The following is an 18,615-nucleotide window of genomic DNA, read 5'->3' on the forward strand; positions in this document are numbered from 1 at the left end:
TCATGCCGTAAGTCTGGCTGCAACAGCGGCGAAGGCGGCGATCAGCCGGCTCACTTGCGCTGAAGTCGTTGCCGGCGAAATCAGCATCATGTTGTGGAACGGCGCGATCAGCACGCCGCGATTGACCAGCGCCACATGTATGGCGGCTTCGAGCTCCGGCGCATGCGCCTTCTCGGCCTCGCCGCCATTTTGCAGTGGCCTGGGCGCGCAGATGAACTCGACGCGCGCCCCGACACGCGCGACGTGCCATGGCAAGTGATAACGGTCGATGACCGCCGAGAGCCCGGCGTCGAGGCGGCGCGCCAGCCGATCCATATGGGCGTACGCCTCTTCGGTCATCACCTCTTCAAGCGTCGCGCGCATCGCCGCGAATTGCAGCGGATTGGCCGACAGTGTTGTGCCCATGCCGGAATAGCCGGGCTCCTTGGCCCGGTTGTAGGCGCCGTAGCGGGTAGCGACTTCCTCGCTCATGCCCCAGATGCTCGCCGGCACGCCGCCCGCCACCGGTTTGCCGAGCACGAACAGATCCGGCTCCAGCCCGTGCTTGCGCGTATAGCCACCCGGCCCGGTCGAAATGGTGTGCGTCTCGTCAATCAGAAGCAGCGTGCCCGCCGCGCGGGTAAGGCGCCGCAGCGTGTCGTGGAAGCCCGGTTCCGGCAGCACCATGCAGGAATTGGTCAGCACCGGTTCGGTGATGACGCAGGCGACGTCGCGGTCGGCCAGTGCGGCCTCCAGCGCGGCAATGTCGTTGAATTCGATGATCTTGGTCGCCCGCGTCAGATCGCGGAATTCGCCGGCGAGCCCCGGCCGGTTGACCGCGATGCCGTCGATCAGCCGCACCATCGTCTCGTCGACCGAGCCATGATAGCAGCCATTGAAGACCAGGATCTTCTCGCGCCCGGTCACGGCGCGGGCAACCCGCAGCGCGAAGCGGTTGGCGTCGGTGGCGGTCGTGGCGATCTGCCAGTAGGGCAAGCCGAAGCGCTGCTGCAGGAGCGGGCCGATCGCCAGCGCATCCTCGCTGGGCAGCATGTAGGTCAGCCCGCGCCCGGACTGCCGGCGGATCGCGCGGGCAACCGGCGGCGGCGAATGGCCGAGCATCGAGCCGGTGTCGCCAAGGCAGAAATCGTCGAGCCTGTTGCCGTCGATATCGGTGATGGTGGCGCCTTTCGCGCCGTCGACCAGGATCGGGAACGGCGTCGGCCAGTCGGTCATCCAGTGCATCGGCACGCCGCCGAGGAAGCCGGCAATGCCGTTGCCGAGCTTCGCCTCGGATTTCGGCCGCGCCTTGCGGAAGGCGGCTGCTTCCGTGTCGCGCAACTCCGCGATACGGGCGGCAGCGATGCCGCCAATGGATGTTTTTGACGTGTCTCTGCTATGCATGAAAACCCCTCTGCTGCTCCACTCTTAGCCAATCAGCGCCTGTAACCGCAATTGGCCGCGTGCCGTCCTGCAATGGCTCAGCGCTCACCGTGCTTGACCTGAAAGGCCATGTCGGCGCCAATGCAACTGCAGGGGTAGTGGGGAGGCAGATGCGATCGATCTTTTGTATGGCGGCGTTGCTGTTGCCGGCCGGCGCCGCATCAGCCACAGGCGGCATCTGGTGCAATGTCGACGACGCGGCGGTGAAATTCGAAGTCGGCGCCGGCGTCACCACCGGAATGGGCGGGCCGACGTTCAACTTTCGCGGCGACCTCGAAATCAAGTCAAGGCCGGTCGGCGATGGCTTTCGCAAGACGGTGTTCGAGGATTCCAACCTGGCGCAGTACTGGCTGGACGACAAGGAACTGCGATTGCTCATCTATCGCGAGCACGAGCAGGCGAACAGCTACGGCTCCGTCGAACTGACAATCCTGACCAAGGCCAGCGACGAGGGCGTTTATGATGGACGCTACACGCTCGCCGTCTATGATGTCGCGGCTGATGTGGCCAAGGACGGCAAGCCGGTGGAGACGACCGGCAAGGTCTCCTGCGGCGCGGAATGAAGTCCGTCTACGCCGTAATGTCGATGACGCCGCAGTCGCCGGCGGCGCTGCCGAACACGATGCGGCGTTCTTCCTTGTCCCACATCATCGCGGTGATGGCGCCCTTGCCGGGGCGGCGCAGCAACACTTCCTTGGCGTCGGCGAAGCGCGCCGCGATCACCATGCCGTCCTCATAGCCGATGGCCGCCACGTCCTGGCTGGGGTGGCAGGCAACGCAGGTCACCATCGTATTGCCGCGGGTGCCGAGTTCCAGCGGCGCCTTGCCCATCGGCCCGTCCTTGGCTGAAAAGGGCCACACGATCGCCGCCGGCGCGCCCGAGCTCGCCAGCCATTTGCCCTTGACGCTCCACGACAGGCTTTTCACCTTGCCGGGATAGCCGCTCATGCGCATGTGCTTGCCGTCGGCAAGCTTCCAGCCATGCAGCGCATTCTCCTGCATGGTGGTGACGATAAAGGCGCCGTCCGGCGAAAAGGTGATGCCCGTATGGGCCCCGGCCCATTCGAGCTCCACCGGCTTGCCTTCGGCGGCCGGAAAATGCAGCGTCGCGCCATTGTAGCGGGCAACGCCGAAGCGCATGCCCTTGGGCGAGAAGGCGAGCCCCTCCACCGAGCGCGGATGTGTGAATTCCTTGGTCTTGCCGTCGGCGAAACGCACGAAAGCGGTCTTGCCCGAGGCATAGGCGATCGCGCCTTGTGGTCCGGCGGCGACGCTGGTGATCCACTTCTTTCCAGCGCTGGCGAGTTCGCTCACCTCGCCGCCGGCCTTTACGGCAAACACCTTGCCGTCCTCGCCGCCGGTGATCAGCCGGTCGTTGGCCGCATCGTGAAAGGCTGCAAGCATCCCATCGTTGGCCTGCACCGTCTTGTGGCCATTATCGAGCCGGTGGATCGCTCCGTCGGCCAAGGCGAAATGCGGCACGTCGGCGAGGAAGACCGCAGCGACGCAATGGCCTTCGAGATCAAGTGGGGCGACTGTAGGCATGGCTTCCAGGTTGGGCGAGGTTGTAAGTCTGTTCTGGGGCTTACTCGACAGTTCATTCATCGGCAAGCATGCCGATCAACGTGAAGGCTCGCACTAGATCAGAGCAATCCTTTGTTTCGTAAATCCGCCGCGAAGGTTGCAAGTGGCATCACCAAAGTCAGAGGCTGGTTTTGGAGAGGCTCGGCACCATAGCTGGCGTACCATCGCGCGGCGCGCTCGCTTTTGGCATCGATGATGAGCAGGATGCCGCCGCCCTCGCCGGCCAGACGCAGGCACCGTAGTGCGGCGGCGGCGAGCAATTGACCCCCGAGCCCTTGCCCAGCCACCGCACGGTCAGTCGCAAGTCGAGCCAGCTTGAAGCCCGCAACCTCATGCCGCGCCAAGCCTCTCGCCATGGCATCGGGGACGTTTTCATGAGCGACGGCAGAGGGGGCGATTGTATAGAAGCCGAGGATTCGGTCCGATGCGGTGTCGTCGATCGCACAGAAGGTCTTTGCTGCGTTTTGATCATGACTCTGCCGCGCGTATCGTCGCAGAAAATCGTTCATTTGCCTGTCGCCGCAATCGAAGGACGTTCGATCGTGGCTTTTTGCGATCGGCTCCTCGTGCCAGGAGGGAAGCGTCACAGCGTATCTGGCAATGCAGTTATAGCTGCCCGCAGCTTGGCATTGGGCTTGGGTGGGTGCTCCAACAGGTCAAGTATCCGCGTGAAGTCGCGGTTGGAAGCTTTCGTGACCTCTGCAGCTTCGATTACAGCAAGCGCTTCTGGCACGATCTTATCTAAGATAAAATCGGCCATGTCCTTGTGCGACAGAGCGGCGGCGCGCGCGATCATCGCCTTCTGTGCGGACGGAATGCGGATCTGGTAGCGTTCGTTCTTGTTGTCGGCGGATCTTGGCATTGTCACCTCGCGGTACTTCTGTACACATGATATGTGTACAGAAGTCGGCAATCAACCCCTACCGGACAACTACGCCTGGCAGGCTTCGAAGCTCTTCCTGAGCCGATCGGCGTCGAGATCGCGGCCGATGAAGACCAGCCGGCTTTCATGTTTTTCGCCGTCCTTCCAGGCGCGCTGGTGGTCGCCTTCGAGGATCATGTGCACACCCTGCAGGACATAGCGGTCGTCGTCGCCCTTGAGCGCGATGATGCCTTTAAGCCGCAGGATGTTCGGCCCTTCCATCTGGGTCACCTTCTCGATCCAGGGGAAGAACTTCTTCGGGTCCATCTCGCCGCCGCGCAGCGACACCGACTTCACCGTCACGTCATGGATGTCGGAAGCATGGTCGTGATGATGGTGATGATCGTGACCGTCATGATCATGGTGGTCGTGATCGTGGTCATGATCGTGGTCGTGCGCCTCGAGGAAGTGCGGATCGTTCTCCAGCGCGCGCGAAAGATCGAAGGCGCCGCGGTCGAGCACCTCGCCGAGCGCCACGCCGGCGCGCTGGGTGCGATGGATCCTGGCCGCCGGGTTGATGGCGCGGATCGTCGCCTCGACCTTTTCGAGCTCTTCGGGGGTGACGAGATCGGTCTTGTTCAGCACCACCACATCGGCGAAGGCGATCTGGTCCTCGGCCTCCTTGGAGTCCTTCAGGCGCAGCGGCAGGTGCTTGGCGTCGACCAGCGCCACCACCGCGTCGAGCTTGGTCTTGGAGCGCACGTCGTCATCCATGAAGAAGGTCTGCGCCACCGGCACCGGATCGGCCAGGCCCGTGGTTTCGACGACGATCGCATCGAAGCGGCCGGGCCGCCGCATCAGGCCTTCGACGACGCGGATCAGGTCGCCGCGCACCGTGCAGCACACGCAGCCATTGTTCATCTCGTAGATTTCCTCGTCGGATTCGACGATCAGGTCGTTGTCGATGCCGATCTCGCCGAACTCATTGACGATGACGGCGTAACGCTTGCCGTGGTTCTCCGACAGGATGCGGTTGAGCAGCGTCGTCTTGCCCGCGCCGAGATAGCCGGTGAGAACGGTTACGGGGATTTGTGTCTGTGCATCGCTCATGGCTTGCCTCGAAAGTCTTGGCCTCGAAAATCTTGGATTGTCGGCCTCATATAGGATGGGTGCCACGCTTTTGCACGCGCCAAACCGATGGGCCAGTCGGACCCTCCAATCGCGATGACGCCGAAGACGGATCGGTGGCGGTCGGGGCCGGCCAAACGGAGGAGCCACGTGAGCGCCGATGGCCTTTGCGGGCTTCCGCTGTGAATCTCGCCTGCTCAAAAGTCGTTTGTCATCTAACTGAAATAAACATCTGGCATCACCTGCGCGGGCACCGCAATGCTTGCCGGCAAAGCGTTTCGCAAGCCGGATTCTTAGAGATCGTCATTTGCCAACCGTAGGACAGCCTCTATGCTGCCCGCGCCGGTTCGGCCGAAGAGGGGATGACCATGGCCAAGGCGGACAAGACAGCGACAATGAGCCGGCTCCATTCGGCGGCAAGGCTGGCGCGCACGGCGCTCGCGGCGCGGCTTCTGGCCCATGGTTTCTATGCCGGCCAGGACCAGATCATGCTGGCGCTCGATCGCGAGGACGGCCAGACCCCCGGCAACCTCGCCGGCCGGCTCGGCGTGCGTCCGCCGACGATCACCAAGACGATCAACCGGCTGCAGGCGCAGGGCTTCCTCGAAAAACGCGCGTCCAACGCCGACGCCCGCCAGGCGCATATCTTTCTCACCGAGTCCGGCCGCGAAACCATCCGCGCCATCGAGAAGTCGGTCAAGAAGACCGAGAAGCAGGCGCTGAGGGGCCTCGACAAGAAGGACCAGAAGGCACTGTTCAAGCTGCTCGCCCGCATCGAGGCCAATTTGTCGAACGAAGATCTGGTGCTGATAGACGATGACGCGGAGCTGGATGAAGCGTGACGAAAGCGCGACGCGCAGCGTCGTCGCTCAACCGCGAGGCGTTCGCAATCCTGCTAAAGCGCGACGCGCAGCGTCGTCGCTCCACGCACCACCCAAGCATCGACGGCTTAGCGGAAAGGGCGACGACGCTGCGCGTCGCGCCTGAGCGCTATCACCGAACGTCTCGCGGGTGAGCGACGACGCTACGCGTCGCGCACAAGCGCCGCCCAACGCCCTGGCGTCAAGCCGAACGCCTTCTTGAAATGCCGGTTGAAATGGCTCTGGTCGCTGAAGCCGGCGGCAGCGGCGATTTCCGCCAGCGCCTCTCCCTCGGCGATCATGCGCCGCGCCCTTTGCAGCCGGCGCATCAAAAGGAAGCGATGCGGGCTGGTCGAATAGGTCGCGCGAAAATGCCGCGACAGCGCGTAGCGGTCGAGGCCGGTAACGGCCTCCAGCTCGTCGGAGCGCACCAGCCGTTCGGCATTCTCCTCCAGATAGTCACGGGCAAGTGCTGCGGCGCGCCATGCGGTCCTGACCGTTGACTTTGCCGGCTGTCCGGCGTGGCGTTTCAGGTGTTGCGCCATCTGCGCAACGAAATCCGCCACGAACAGGTCGCCGAGCTCTTCGTCCAGCGGCGCCAGCGCCGACAGCAGCGTGTCGCGCAGCTGAGGATCGTCGACGACGGCGTCGCGGACGAAGGGCAGCGGCTCGCCATCCAGGCAGTCGAGCAGCAGGGACGGCTCCAGGTACAGGATCCGGTAGCGTAAGCCGTCTTCCGTGCCGGCGCCGCCATCATGCAATTCGTCGGGGTGCAGCACGATCACCTGGCCGGGCAGGCTGTGTTGCAGCGCGCCGCGATAGTGGAAGCGCTGCACGCCCTGCAAGGTCACGCCTATGGCATAGGTGTCGTGCCGGTGCAGTTCAAAGGCATTGCCATGAAAGCGCGCTTCGATGCGTTCGAGGCCCAGGCCGCCCGGCGCCGAAACGATCCTATCTCCGGTAGTGGTCGCATCCGCGCACGAACGTTCAAGACCTTCGAGCGTCTCGCCGCCTAGACCCAGCGCCATCGCCTCATCCATGCCCGTCATGGGCCCAATCTCGGAGAGACATTTTGGTGTTCGACACAAAATTTGCAATCGTGCTGAGGGAAGACCTCGCCGTCTGGCAGAAACTCAACGTCACCGCCTTCCTCACCAGCGGCATCGTCGCGCAATTCCCTGAAATCATCGGCGAGCCCTATCGCGACCGCGCCCGCAATCTCTACAACCCGCTCTCGATCCAGCCCGTCATCGTGCTGTCCGCCGACGGCCTTACGCTCAATGCGATCCATCGTCGGGCACTGGAGCGCGGCGTGACGACGTCCGCCTACGTCGAGGAGATGTTCGCGACCGGCCATGATGTCGCCAACCGCGCCGTTTTCGCCGAATTCGCCCCGGACGATGCAAAAATCGTCGGCATCGCGCTGCGCGCCGAAAAGAAGCTGGTCGACAAGATCACCAAGGGCGCCCGCATGCATGGCTGATCCTTTGCCGTGCATGCGCCGGTGGATTGAGCATTCGCTCGGGTTTGATTGCGAACGTTTGAGATTGGCCGCAGCCTCCCAGCTTCGTCCTTGGGCGTAGCGACGCGCGCAGACCATAGGACGACCGCGAGGCATGGTCGGACAAATCGCCAGCAGCTGTGCGCTCTAAGCCTGTCCGGAGCGCTTGTTGGGCCAGTCGCTTTTGGCTTGCCGGCCCGCGGCGATTGCCGCAGAAGGTAGACGTCTATCTTCCTTCGGTCCGACCTTGAGCGTTCCCAAAAATCAAGACGACAGCGCAACGCCGCCCGCGGCGATGCTTTTGATGCTTTGCGTCTATGTCTGCTTCACCTTTCTCGACACCTCCAGCAAGTATCTGGTGCTGGCCGGCGTCTCGGCGCTGATCGTCGCCTGGACCCGCTTCACCGTGCACGTGCTGCTCGTCGGTTTCTTCCTGCGCGGCTGGCGCGAGCCGTCGCGCTTTCGCGCCAATAACCTGCCGGCGCATATATTGCGTGGCTGCCTGCTTTTGGGCTCGACCATGTTCAACATCCTGGCTCTGCGCACGCTGCAGCTCGCCGAAACCACCTCGATCTATTTCTTCGGCCCGATGGTCATCACCGCGCTCGCCGGCCCGCTGCTCGGCGAATGGGCCGGCTGGCGGCGCTGGCTGGCCATTCTGACGGGCTTTGTCGGCGTTCTTGTCATCACCCGGCCCGGCGTGGGCGTTTTCGGCATCGGCCATCTCTTCGCGCTCGGCTCGATGCTGTCCAACAGCTTCTACGTCATCATGACGCGGCGCATGTCGGCCTCGGAGACATCGGAAAGCCTGATCCTGTTTTCCGCCCTGGCGCCGTCCGTGCTGCTTGCCCCGATGCTGGTATTTTCGCACGCGCTGCCGCATGGCGGCTTTCAATGGTTCGTGGTCCTGATGCTGGGCGTCTTCGGCGCCGGCGGTCACTATTTGCTGGTCCGGGCCTATCGCCTGGCCACCACGACGCAGCTCGCGCCTTATCCCTATTCGCAGATGGTCTGGATGATCATTTCCGGCTGGCTGATCTTCCATCAGTTCCCGGACCGCTGGACGCTGCTCGGCGCCGCCATCATCGTTGCCAGCGGGCTCTATATCATCCACCGCGAGCATCGGCTTCGGCTGCGCAACTCCGCCTCGCTCGACACCGAGACCGAGTCGCTGGCGAAAAAACTTTGATTTGCTCCAAATCCGGTGGCATAAGGCCGCGTTTAAAAAATTTAAAGACGTGGTTCCGAGGACCCTGGAGCCGGATGATTTCAGCTCTAACCTGAATCTAAATCCGGCTCTAAAATCAACGAGATAGGGCATGATATCGTCCGAAAACCGCTTAATACTTTTCGGCATCATGCTCTAGGGAGCGAGGGGCGCTGGCACAGAAGATCAAGCTTTCGACGATCGCGGATGCGCTCGGCGTCTCCACGGCAACGGTATCGCTGGCGCTGCGCGACAGCCCGCTGGTAGCCGGCGCCACGCGCGAGCGCATCAAGGAACATGCCCGCGCCATCGGCTATATCTACAACCGCCGCGCCGCCTCGCTGCGCACCTCGCGCTCCGGCATCGTCGGGGTCGTCGTGCACGACATCATGAACCCGTTCTTCGCCGAGATCCTGCGCTCGATCGAAAGCGAGCTCGACCGCAGCCGCCAGACCTTCATCCTGTCCAACCACTACGACCAGCTCGAAAAGCAGCGCACCTTCATCGACACGCTGCTGCAGCTCGGCGCCGATGGCGTCATCATGTCGCCGGCCATCGGCACGCCGGCCGAGGACATCATCATGGCCGAGGAAAACGGCCTGCCGGCAGTCCTGATCGCGCGCACCGTCGCCGGCGCCGACGTGCCGGTGTTCCGCGGCGACGATGCCTATGGCACGGCGCTTGCAACCAACCATCTGATCTCGCTCGGCCACAAGCGCATCGCCATGGTCGGCGGCACCGATCAGACCTCGACCGGCCGCGACCGCTACCAGGGCTATCTGAACGCGATGGAGGCGGCCGGCCTGGAGGTGAAGCCGTCCTGGCGCATTCCCGGACCGCGCACCAAGCAGGCGGGTTTCGAGGCCGCAGGACAGTTTTTGGCGCTAAAAGACAAGCCCACCGCCGCCTGCTGCTGGAATGATCTGGTCGCGATCGGGCTGATGAACGGCATCGCGCGCGCCGGCCTCGTGCCGGGCGTCGATATCTCCGTGACCGGCTATGACGATCTCGAGGAGGCGGCAATCGCGACACCGGCCCTGACCACGGTCTGGAACGGCCAGCGCGAGGTCGGTCGCCGCGCCGCCAGTGCCTTGCTCGACAAGTTGAACGGGCAAGCGGTGCGGCCCTCGCAGGAACTGATCAAGCCGGAGCTGCATGTGCGGCAGTCGACCGGCAAGCCGGTGGAGCGTGCATGACCAAGGCCGAAGGAAATTTGCCGGTCGCCATCCTGGTGCCGGGCAATTTCAACGACCATGCCATCGGCCGCATCGACAAGGCGTTCAAGCGTGTTCGGATCGAACGCGCCGACCCTGGGCTGCTGACGGACGAGATGCGCAAGACCGTACGCGGGATCGCATCCTTCGGCGGCATCGACGCGGCCATGATCGACGCGCTGCCCAATCTCGAGATCATCGCCAATTTCGGCGTCGGCTATGATTCGGTCGACGCCCGCCATGCGGCGACGCGCGGCGTCATGGTCACCAACACGCCCGATGTGCTGACCGAGGAGGTCGCCGACACCACGATCGGGTTGCTGATCAACACCGTGCGCGAAATGTACGCCGCCGAGAAATACCTGCGCGACGGCGACTGGGTGAAGCAAGGCAATTATCGCCTGAGCCGGCTTACCTTGCGTGGCCGCCGTGTGGGCATTTTCGGCATGGGTCGCATCGGCCTTGCCGTCGCCCATCGCATTGAAGCCTTCGGCCTGCCGATCGCGTATCACAACCGCCGCAAGGTCGAAGGCCTGCCCTACGAATACCATGCCACTTTGAAAGGCCTCGCCGAAGCCGTCGACACGCTGATCTGCATTGCCCCGGGCGGCGCCGCCACGGAAAAAGTGATCAACGCCGGGATCCTGTCGGCGCTAGGTTCGAACGGCGTCTTCGTCAATATCGGTCGCGGCTCGACGGTGGACGAGGCAGCCCTTGCTGCCGCCCTCGAGAACGGCACCATCGCAGCCGCCGGGCTCGACGTCTTTGCCGACGAACCGAACGTGCCGCAGGCCCTGCTTGACGCTCCCAACACCTCGCTTCTGCCGCATGTCGGCTCGGCTTCCGAGCATACGCGCCGTGCCATGGCCGACCTTTGCGTCGACAACCTGGTTTCCTGGTTTTCGCAAGGAAAGGCGCTGACCCCGGTGCCGGAGACGGCGGACGTTGAAGCGCGAGCTTGAGCGGCGGTCCGCCACACTTATTAACGCCGGCTTAACGCTCTGGAATCATTCTGCATACTTCGTTATGCATGTCGCCTGAACCGCGCAGCGGTTTCGGGCAACATGCATGAGAGCAGGATTTGAAGCGCCGCGTCAGCCTCCTTTAAACGCGATGCGCGTCTAAGATGCGGAGAAACAGGGTGAAAACGCTTCCTGCATTGATGGTGGCCGCTGCGCTTTTCGGCGGCTTCCAGCTGTTTCACGGCGGCACCGGCGAAAGCCGTGCGGCCAGTGAGGCAACGCCTTCCAGCAATTACCGGCTGACCGCCAACGGCGACGAGGCGGATTGCGCGGTCAGCCGTGGCGCCGAAGTCTCGGCCGGCCTGTCGCTGCTGACCGTCGCTTCGAATTGCCGTCGGCTTCTGCCTGGCATCGAGAGGGCGAAATTCTGGCGCGAGCGCGAGGACGGCACGGTGGCCTTCAGCGCCAACGGCAGCGATCCGATCGTCACGTTCGCGGTTGCCGACGGCGATGGCTATGAATCCTACGCGCCGGCGCTGCCGCTCCTGTCGCTGGCGGCCGCCGGACGTTAGACGGTCCTAGATGACGGCAACGGGGTGGAATCTTGTCGTGCCCGCAGGCCGCCGGACTAGCGTGGCCGCGCCATTTCCAGAACCTCAGGGGAAGCACCCTGAACGACGCATTGCGGCGGATTTGCAGTCTTTGAGGATATCGCCGCAGCGATCATCTAGTTTGGTCATGTTGCCGGCGCGCCTCCTCGATCACGTCCCGATTTGAATCTGCCCAGGTCATCAAGGCCATGACTGGGGTGAGAAGCGACCTGCCGACCGCGGTCAGCTCGTAATCCACGCGCGGTGGGATCGTCGGAAAGAGGGTTCGACTGATCAAACCGTCGCGTTCCAATTGACGAAGCGTAATCGTGAGCATCCGCTGCGAGATCCCGTCGATCTGCCGTCGCAATGCATTGAAGCGGACCGGCCCATCCTTCAGGGCCACGAAGATGTAAAGACTCCACTTATCGGCGATGCGATCGAGGATCTCCCGAACGGGACGGCAGTCGGCGTCTTCGCTTGGGGTAGGAAACTCTATGTCACTGAGTGTCATGGATGTGCCTTCTTGCGAGCAGTCAAATGGTTACCTTAATAGGGTTGGTCACAATTTGATACTACCCCAAAGGAGCCACCAATGACCAACATCCTCCTCGTCACCTCTAGCCCACGCGGTCCTCAGAGCCTTTCCACCCGATTTGCCCGCGACATCGCTGAAAGCCTCAACGCCCGTTCTGGCGGCATAATTGTCGAACGTGATCTTGGGACAGCACCGCTGCCGCATATCGCAGCAGCCTATATCGACGGCCGCACTGCGCCGCCCGAGACACGTACGCCCGAACAGATCGAAGCCGTCAATCTCGCTCAAAGCCTCGTTGATGAGGTTCAGGCTGCCGACGTGATTGTCGTTGGCTCGGGCATGATCAACTTCGGCCCGCCGACGCAGCTCAAGGCTTGGTTTGACTACATCACTTGGCCTGGCGTCACCTTTCGCTACGACGCAACCGGTGTGATGGGATTGTTGCCCGCCAAGAAAGTCTATCTCGTGACCGCAACTGGCGGCGTCTTCTCGGAAGGCAGGAACGCCGCGTTAGACTTCCAGACCACCTATCTGTCGCATCTTCTCGGTTTTATCGGACTGACGAATATCGAAGTGGTCCGCGTGGAAGGGACACTCGTAAGCCCGGACGCTGCCAAGGCTGCGATCGCCTCCACCGAAGCACAAATCCGGGCTGCACTCGAGCGTGCCGCCTGACCCGCAAACCCATCAGTCAGCTACCGAATGGATCGGCGAATAGTCCGATGCGAGCGGGTATGACGATGGAAAGGATGGCAGGGCTGCCTTGCAGCCGCTGCCATTCCCCGGCTCATGGTGTGCTTTGGCCTTTCATGGCTGGCCCGTCAAACGACGGGTCGATCACGTCGCGCCATGTTCCCGCAAAACGCGATCGATGCCGTATGACCTGTGCCGCCGGCAGCCGTGACCTCTGACGATTGACCTATTCGGCCGCCGCGCGTGCTCCGGCTTTCGCCGCGGCGTGCAGGCGAACGGCATCGCCGAACGCGCGGAAGATCTTGGCGGAGTTGCTGTCCGACTTCACCCAGTATTCGGGGTGCCATTGCACACCGACCGCGAAGGCGCGGGCGTCCTTGACCGAAACCGCTTCGACTGTGCCGTCGGCGGCTAAAGCCTCGACCTGCAGCTTCGATCCGAGCCGGTCGATCGCCTGGCGATGCAATGAATTGACCTTGATCTCACCGGCGCCGAACACGCCGGCAAGACAGCTGCCCGGCTTGATCGAGATCGTCTGATGGATGCCGAAGCGCTCGTCCTGATTGTCGCTCACCGGCGCGCGGTGATCGAGCGAGCCCTCGCGCTCCTGGATCTCGGTGCCCAGCGTGCCGCCCAGCGCCACGTTCAGTTCCTGGATGCCGCGGCAGATGGCTAAAAGCGGCACGCCGCGCTCGATCGCCTTGCGGATCAGCGGCAGCGTGGTTGAATCGCGCGCCGGATCGTAGGGGCCGTTCGCCTCGCTGGGATCGCCGCCATAGAGCGAGGGATGCACATTGGACTTCGAACCCGTGACCATGACGCCGTCGACGGACGAGAGCAATTCGTCGAAATCGAGCCGGTCACCGAAGGACGGCACCATGAGCGGGAACACGCCGGCGCCGACAAGCGCAGCCTCCAGATATTGCTGCGGCGCAGCATGCCAGGTGTAGTTGTCGAACTGGCGGACATCGGTCGAGATGGCAACGAGCGGCTGCTGCATTTTGGATATGGGTTCCATTGAAGCTAACGAACTATTCTGCCTACTAAATAGGCGATCCGAAGGCACTTTGCCATGGCAAGTTTCGCCGCCTTGCATGGGCCAGGTTCATCGGCGTTAAACTATAGTTGCAGGCAGGCCCGCGAATGGCCGGAACCTTGGCTGCGATGCTGGACACGACCTGTCGCCTGTGTATGTTTCTTCTCCAACCGATCCGGGCAGCGAGGATGTCCGAACGTCGGTCTGTTGATCCAAAATGGGAGGAAACTGCATGGATCGTCGTTCATTCATCCGCAAGGCCGGTGCGTCCGGTGTCGGCGCCGCGGCGGCGGCCGCGGCGCTCGCCACGCCGGCCATAGCCCAGTCCAATCCGAAGGTGACTTGGCGGCTGGCATCGTCCTTTCCGAAATCGCTCGACACGATCTATGGCGGCGCCGAAGTCTTCTCCAAGATGCTGTCGGAAGCGACCGACGACAATTTCCAGGTCCAGGTCTTTGCCTCGGGCGAGCTTGTGCCCGGCCTGCAGGCGGCCGACGCCGCCGCCGGCGGCACCGTCGAGGCCTGCCACACGGTGGCATACTATTACTGGGGCAAGGACCCGACCTGGGCGCTGGGAGCCGCCGTGCCGTTCTCGCTCAATGCGCGCGGCATGAATGCCTGGCATTACCATGGTGGCGGCATCGACCTGTTCAACGAGTTCCTCGCCACGCAAGGGCTGTTCGGCCTGCCGGGCGGCAACACCGGCGTGCAGATGGGCGGCTGGTTCCGCAAGCAGATCAACACGGTCGCCGATCTTTCCGGCCTCAAGATGCGCATCGGCGGCTTTGCCGGCAAGGTGGTGCAGAAGCTCGGCGTCGTGCCGCAGCAGATCGCCGGCGGCGATATCTACCCGGCGCTGGAAAAGGGCACCATCGACGCCGCCGAATGGGTCGGTCCCTATGACGACGAGAAGCTCGGCTTCTACAAGGTCGCGCCCTACTACTACTACCCCGGCTGGTGGGAAGGCGGCCCGACCGTGCACCTGATGTTCAACAAGGCCAAGTACGAGGAGCTGTCGCCGACCTACAAGTCGCTGGTGCACACGGCCGCGCAAGCCGCCGACGCCAACATGCTGCAGAAATACGACTATCTCAATCCGGCGGCGGTGAAGCGGCTGGTCGCGGGCGGCGCCAAGCTGCAGCCGTTCAGCCAGGAGATCATGGCCGCCTGCTTCGAGAAGGCCAACGAGGTCTATGCCGAGATGGAAGCCTCGAACGCGCCGTTCAAGAAGATCTGGGACTCGATCAAGGGCTTCCGCAAGGAGCACTATCTCTGGGCCCAGGTCGCCGAATACAATTACGACACCTTCATGATGGTGCAGCAGCGCAACGGCAAGCTGTAGGCGGGGCCCTCCTTCTCCCCTTGTGGGAGAAGGAGGATCGGCGCGCAGCGCCGAGACGGATGAGGGGTACTCCAGGGAACGCCAGCGTCTCACTCCGCTGGAACACCCCTCATCCGTCGCCTTCGGCGACACCTTCTCCCACAAGGGGAGAAGGGAAGAACCAGCGCCTCACCCCTGGCCCGGCACCACCAGCACCTTGACCTCGCCCGGCGCCGGCGGATTGGCGATCACATCTGGCGCTTCCTCCAGACTGACCTGCCTCGAGATCAGCTTGTCGATCTCAATCGCGCCCGAGGCGATCAGTTGCGCCGCCCGGCCATGCGTGAACGGGTTGAGGAAGGAACCGAGCACCTTCAACTCCCGGAACAGAAGGTCGAACGGCTCGATTTCCACCTTCATGCCTTGCGGCACGACGCCGACGATGACGACGGTGCCGCCGGCCCTCGCAATCCGCACCGATTGCTCGACCGTGTCGCGCACGCCGGCGCATTCCAGCACCACGTCGACACCGCCCGGCATCAGGCCGGACGAGCCTGCGATAGCTTCGATTGGATCGCTGGCGCTGGGGTCGATCGTCGCCGTCGCGCCGAGCTCCTCGGCAAGCGCGCGGCGCGAGGCCTGCCTGGTCGACAGGATGATGGTCGCCGCGCCCGCGAGCTTGGCCAGTTGTACGACGAGCAGGCCGATGACGCCGCCGCCAAGCACCGCGACCGACGAGCCCGGCCGGATCGCGGCAAGGTCGACGCCGTGCAGGCAGCAGGCCAGCGGCTCGCAGAAAGCGCCATGCGTCGACTTGAGCTCCGCGGGCAGCCGGAAGGCTTGCTTGTGGGGCATCAGCACATAGTCGGCGAAGCCGCCGTCGCGGTGGATGCCGATGGCCCTGAGATTGCTGCACAGATTGACGCGGCCGGCATGGCAGTGGGCGCAGTGCCCGCAAGCGATGTTAGGATCGCCGGTCACCCGGTCGCCGACGGCAATGCCGGACACCGCATCGCCGACGGCTTCGACGATGCCGCAGAACTCATGGCCGAGCGTCACCGGCGGCGTGCAGGGAAACTCGCCATGGAAAAGATGCCGGTCGGTGCCGCAGACACCGCAGGCCTCGATGCGCACGAGAACGTCCTCGGGCCTGGGAACGGGTTTCGCGACCTCGCGCAATGCAATGTTGCCCACCGCTTCCAGCCGCACGGCTCTCATGGGTATCACCTCAATTGAATTTGGGTGGCTGCGACAGGTCTTGCGCCGGCTCCGCCGGCTTGGCAGGTGCGTCGCCGAAGTTCGGCGGCTGCGACAGATCGGACGTGCCGGGTGCCGCCGGCGCCGTGCCGCCATTTGCGGGTGCCGCCCCTTTGTCCGCCGGCGGCGTGCCGAGCGGCGAAAGCCCCGGCATGTCCGGCAGCTTGATATCTATCGTGCTCGGCTCGGCCACCGTGCCTTTGTAGTGCATCACCATTTGCGGGAAAGCGATGGTCAATCCGATCATCAGCACCTGGATGCAGACGAAGGGCACCGCGCCCCAATAGATCTGGCCGGTGGTGATCGGCTGGATCTTCTTGCCGGTGAGGCGGTCGAGATAGGGCACGCGGGCGGCGACAGAGCGAAGGTAGAACAGCGCGAAGCCGAATGGCGGATGCATGAAGCTGGTCTGCATGTTGACGCCGAGCAGAACGCCGAACCAGATCAGGTCGATGCCGAGCTTGTCGGCGGCCGGCGCCAAAAGCGGCACGATGATGAAGGCGAGCTCGAAGAAATCGAGGAAGAAGGCGAGCACGAAGACGAGGATGTTGACGCCGATCAGGAAGCCGGTCTCGCCGCCGGGCAGCGAGGTCAAGAGGTGCTCGACCCAGATATGGCCGTTGACGCCGTAGAAGGTGAGCGAGAAGACGCGCGCGCCGATCAGGATGAACAGCACGAAGGACGACAGCCTGGTCGTCGAGGCCAGCGCCTGCTTGACGACGTCAAGCGACAGTCGCCCCTTTGCCGCCGCCATGATCAATGCGCCTACGGAGCCCATGGCGCCGCCCTCGGTCGGCGTGGCGATACCGAGGAAGATGGTGCCCAGCACCAGGAAGATCAGCGCCAGCGGCGGGATCAGCACGATGATCACCTGCTGCGTAAGCCTGGACATCATGTTGATGTTCAGGCCCTTGTCGGCAATCGCCACGACATAGATCAGGATCACGCCGACGCAGGCGCCGAGGATGTCGGCATTGTCGCCATGCGTTGGCGCCAGATAGCGATAGGCCGCATAGGAAGCCGCGACCGCCACCAGCAGCGCCGCCAACAGCGACAGCACGCCATGGCCGAGCGTGCGAGCCTCCAGCGGCAGGGCCGGCATCGATTTCGGCCGGATGATCGACATGACCAGGATGTAGGCCATGTAGATACCGGTCAGAACCAGGCCGGGGATCAGCGCGCCGGCGTACATGTCGCCGACCGAGCGGCCGAGCTGGTCGGCCAGCACGATCAGCACCAGGGAGGGCGGGATGATCTGGGCGAGCGTGCCGGAGGCGGCGATGACGCCGGATGCCAGGCGGCGGTCGTAGCCGTAGCGCAGCATGATCGGTAGCGAGATCAGGCCCATGGCGATGACGGAGGCCGCCACCACGCCGGTCGTGGCGGCGAGTAGCGCGCCGACGAAGATCACGGCATAGGCAAGGCCGCCGCGGACCGGTCCGAACAGCTGGCCGATCGTGTCGAGCAGGTCCTCGGCCATGCCGGAGCGTTCGAGCACGATGCCCATGAAGGTGAAGAACGGGATGGCCAGCAGCGTGTCGTTCGACATCACCCGGCTGCCGTAGAAATTGTCGGGCAGCGCATGCAGTAGCGGCCAGGCGAGGTTGATCGATCCGCCCGAATAGGGCGACAGCACGACGCCGATGAAGAAGAACATGAGGCCGTTGGCGGCGAGCGAGAAGGCGACGGGGTAGCCGATCAGCAGGAAGATGATCAGCGAGGCGAACATGATCGGCGCCATGTTCTGGGCGATGAACTCGATCATGAGCGCACCTCGCCGGCCAGCGCCTTGGCTTCCTCGGCCAGCGCCTTCGCCTCGAGCTCTGCCTGCTCATGTGCCGATATGAAGGGATTGGGATCGTCCATGTGACCGCGCATGATGGCGATCTTCTTGATGATCTCGGAGATGCCCTGCACCGCCAGAAGGAAGAAACCGACCAGCAGGATTGCCTTTGCCGGCCAGATGATCAGCCCGCCGGAATTGTTCGACATTTCCCCGCTTCGGTACGAAAGCGACACGTAAGGCACGAAGTAGATCACCATCAGCACCACGAAGGGCATCAGGAAGAACAGATGGCCGAAGAGGTCGATCCAGTGCTGCACGCGCCGTGAAAACATGCCGTAGACGATGTCGATGCGGATATGGTCGTTCTGCCTCAGCGTGTAGGCGGCGGCCAGCATGAAGGCGGCGCCGAACAGGTACCACTGCAGCTCCAGCCAGGAGTTCGACGAAATGTCGAACACCTTGCGGATGACGGCATTGCCGGCGCTCACCAGGATCGCGAACAGGATCAGCCACGAGACCCAGCGGCCGATGAATTCGTTGATGCGGTCGATCGTCCTGGAAAGAGCGAGAAGCCCTGCCATGCATATTCCTCCCTGGCGCATCGGCCCGAAAATCGCATGCGATTTTCGGAAAGCACGATGCGTAAACTCAAAG

Annotated in this window: 20 protein-coding genes; 9 read left to right on the forward strand and 11 right to left on the reverse strand. The window is 63.4% G+C overall.

Translation table 11 applies throughout. From position 1 onward, the window contains the following. Positions 1–1,383 carry an aspartate aminotransferase family protein gene (locus AC0L2L_RS02065; RefSeq protein WP_473575851.1) on the reverse strand — a complete coding sequence of 461 codons (1,383 nt, stop codon included), beginning with the start codon at positions 1,381–1,383 and terminating at the stop codon, positions 1–3. A gap of 149 nt (positions 1,384–1,532) precedes the next feature. On the opposite strand from AC0L2L_RS02065, the gene AC0L2L_RS02070 reads away from it, so the two are divergent. Then, positions 1,533–1,985: a hypothetical protein gene (locus AC0L2L_RS02070; protein ID WP_473575853.1), complete on the forward strand. Its 453-nt coding sequence runs from the start codon at positions 1,533–1,535 to the stop codon at positions 1,983–1,985. Between the two features lie 7 nt (positions 1,986–1,992). Here AC0L2L_RS02070 and AC0L2L_RS02075 read toward each other — a convergent pair whose 3' ends face one another. The 4 genes from AC0L2L_RS02075 to AC0L2L_RS02090 all read right to left on the reverse strand — a co-directional run bounded on the left by AC0L2L_RS02075 (position 1,993) and on the right by AC0L2L_RS02090 (position 4,978). Further along, entirely contained in the window at positions 1,993–2,967 is a 975-nt protein-coding gene (locus AC0L2L_RS02075; protein WP_473575854.1) for a WD40 repeat domain-containing protein, read from the reverse strand. Positions 2,968–3,065: 98 nt separating this feature from the next. Next, on the reverse strand, positions 3,066–3,593 hold the full coding sequence (locus tag AC0L2L_RS02080) for a GNAT family N-acetyltransferase (protein ID WP_473575855.1): 528 nt from the start codon (positions 3,591–3,593) through the stop codon (positions 3,066–3,068). Further along, positions 3,590–3,868: a type II toxin-antitoxin system TacA family antitoxin gene (locus AC0L2L_RS02085; RefSeq protein ID WP_473575857.1), complete on the reverse strand. Its 279-nt coding sequence runs from the start codon at positions 3,866–3,868 to the stop codon at positions 3,590–3,592. Before AC0L2L_RS02085 ends, AC0L2L_RS02080 begins: the two co-directional genes overlap by 4 nt. A 69-nt stretch (positions 3,869–3,937) precedes the next feature. Beyond that, positions 3,938–4,978, reverse strand: a complete 1,041-nt coding sequence (locus AC0L2L_RS02090; protein WP_473575859.1) for a CobW family GTP-binding protein — start codon at positions 4,976–4,978, stop codon at positions 3,938–3,940. 386 nt (positions 4,979–5,364) lie between these two features. On the opposite strand from AC0L2L_RS02090, the gene AC0L2L_RS02095 reads away from it, so the two are divergent. After that, positions 5,365–5,838: a MarR family winged helix-turn-helix transcriptional regulator gene (locus AC0L2L_RS02095; protein WP_027169177.1), complete on the forward strand. Its 474-nt coding sequence runs from the start codon at positions 5,365–5,367 to the stop codon at positions 5,836–5,838. A 182-nt stretch (positions 5,839–6,020) separates the two neighbouring features. Here AC0L2L_RS02095 and AC0L2L_RS02100 read toward each other — a convergent pair whose 3' ends face one another. Further along, a complete protein-coding gene (locus AC0L2L_RS02100; protein ID WP_473576089.1) occupies positions 6,021–6,884 on the reverse strand; it encodes an AraC family transcriptional regulator in 864 nt (287 codons plus the stop codon). Positions 6,885–6,931: 47 nt separating this feature from the next. Here AC0L2L_RS02100 and AC0L2L_RS02105 point away from each other — a divergent pair, with 47 nt between their 5' ends. The 5 genes from AC0L2L_RS02105 to AC0L2L_RS02125 all read left to right on the forward strand — a co-directional run bounded on the left by AC0L2L_RS02105 (position 6,932) and on the right by AC0L2L_RS02125 (position 11,312). Next, the gene (locus tag AC0L2L_RS02105) at positions 6,932–7,339 is read left to right on the forward strand and encodes a DUF2000 family protein (RefSeq protein WP_473575860.1); all 408 of its coding nucleotides are present in this window, start codon (positions 6,932–6,934) and stop codon (positions 7,337–7,339) included. A 322-nt stretch (positions 7,340–7,661) separates the two neighbouring features. Then, complete coding sequence (locus AC0L2L_RS02110) at positions 7,662–8,546, forward strand: DMT family transporter (protein WP_473576091.1); 885 nt, start codon at positions 7,662–7,664, stop codon at positions 8,544–8,546. Between the two features lie 191 nt (positions 8,547–8,737). Next, positions 8,738–9,760: a LacI family DNA-binding transcriptional regulator gene (locus AC0L2L_RS02115; RefSeq protein WP_051334212.1), complete on the forward strand. Its 1,023-nt coding sequence runs from the start codon at positions 8,738–8,740 to the stop codon at positions 9,758–9,760. Further along, on the forward strand, positions 9,757–10,740 hold the full coding sequence (locus tag AC0L2L_RS02120) for a 2-hydroxyacid dehydrogenase (RefSeq protein ID WP_473575861.1): 984 nt from the start codon (positions 9,757–9,759) through the stop codon (positions 10,738–10,740). Before AC0L2L_RS02115 ends, AC0L2L_RS02120 begins: the two co-directional genes overlap by 4 nt. Before the next feature lie 179 nt (positions 10,741–10,919). Further along, the gene (locus AC0L2L_RS02125) at positions 10,920–11,312 is read left to right on the forward strand and encodes a hypothetical protein (RefSeq protein ID WP_473575863.1); all 393 of its coding nucleotides are present in this window, start codon (positions 10,920–10,922) and stop codon (positions 11,310–11,312) included. A gap of 151 nt (positions 11,313–11,463) precedes the next feature. Here AC0L2L_RS02125 and AC0L2L_RS02130 read toward each other — a convergent pair whose 3' ends face one another. Continuing rightward, entirely contained in the window at positions 11,464–11,844 is a 381-nt protein-coding gene (locus AC0L2L_RS02130; protein ID WP_027166199.1) for a winged helix-turn-helix transcriptional regulator, read from the reverse strand. A gap of 81 nt (positions 11,845–11,925) precedes the next feature. On the opposite strand from AC0L2L_RS02130, the gene AC0L2L_RS02135 reads away from it, so the two are divergent. Beyond that, positions 11,926–12,543: an FMN-dependent NADH-azoreductase gene (locus AC0L2L_RS02135; protein WP_473575864.1), complete on the forward strand. Its 618-nt coding sequence runs from the start codon at positions 11,926–11,928 to the stop codon at positions 12,541–12,543. 244 nt (positions 12,544–12,787) lie between these two features. Here the strand turns inward: AC0L2L_RS02135 and AC0L2L_RS02140 are convergent, their stop codons facing one another. Continuing rightward, the gene (locus AC0L2L_RS02140) at positions 12,788–13,561 is read right to left on the reverse strand and encodes a gamma-glutamyl-gamma-aminobutyrate hydrolase family protein (RefSeq protein ID WP_473575865.1); all 774 of its coding nucleotides are present in this window, start codon (positions 13,559–13,561) and stop codon (positions 12,788–12,790) included. A gap of 268 nt (positions 13,562–13,829) precedes the next feature. On the opposite strand from AC0L2L_RS02140, the gene AC0L2L_RS02145 reads away from it, so the two are divergent. Further along, a complete protein-coding gene (locus tag AC0L2L_RS02145; RefSeq protein ID WP_473575866.1) occupies positions 13,830–14,939 on the forward strand; it encodes a TRAP transporter substrate-binding protein in 1,110 nt (369 codons plus the stop codon). A gap of 168 nt (positions 14,940–15,107) precedes the next feature. Here the strand turns inward: AC0L2L_RS02145 and AC0L2L_RS02150 are convergent, their stop codons facing one another. The 3 genes from AC0L2L_RS02150 to AC0L2L_RS02160 are packed head-to-tail and all read right to left on the reverse strand — an operon-like array spanning position 15,108 to position 18,542. Beyond that, complete coding sequence (locus AC0L2L_RS02150; RefSeq protein ID WP_473575867.1) at positions 15,108–16,136, reverse strand: zinc-dependent alcohol dehydrogenase family protein; 1,029 nt, start codon at positions 16,134–16,136, stop codon at positions 15,108–15,110. Between the two features lie 10 nt (positions 16,137–16,146). After that, positions 16,147–17,940 (reverse strand): TRAP transporter large permease subunit, encoded by a 1,794-nt coding sequence (locus AC0L2L_RS02155; RefSeq protein WP_473575868.1) that lies wholly within the window; start codon positions 17,938–17,940, stop codon positions 16,147–16,149. Beyond that, entirely contained in the window at positions 17,937–18,542 is a 606-nt protein-coding gene (locus AC0L2L_RS02160; RefSeq protein ID WP_473575869.1) for a TRAP transporter small permease subunit, read from the reverse strand. The genes AC0L2L_RS02155 and AC0L2L_RS02160 overlap by 4 nt, the downstream gene beginning before the upstream one ends. Between the last annotated feature and the right edge of the window lie 73 nt (positions 18,543–18,615).

It is taken from the genome of Mesorhizobium sp. WSM4832 (assembly GCF_055811115.1).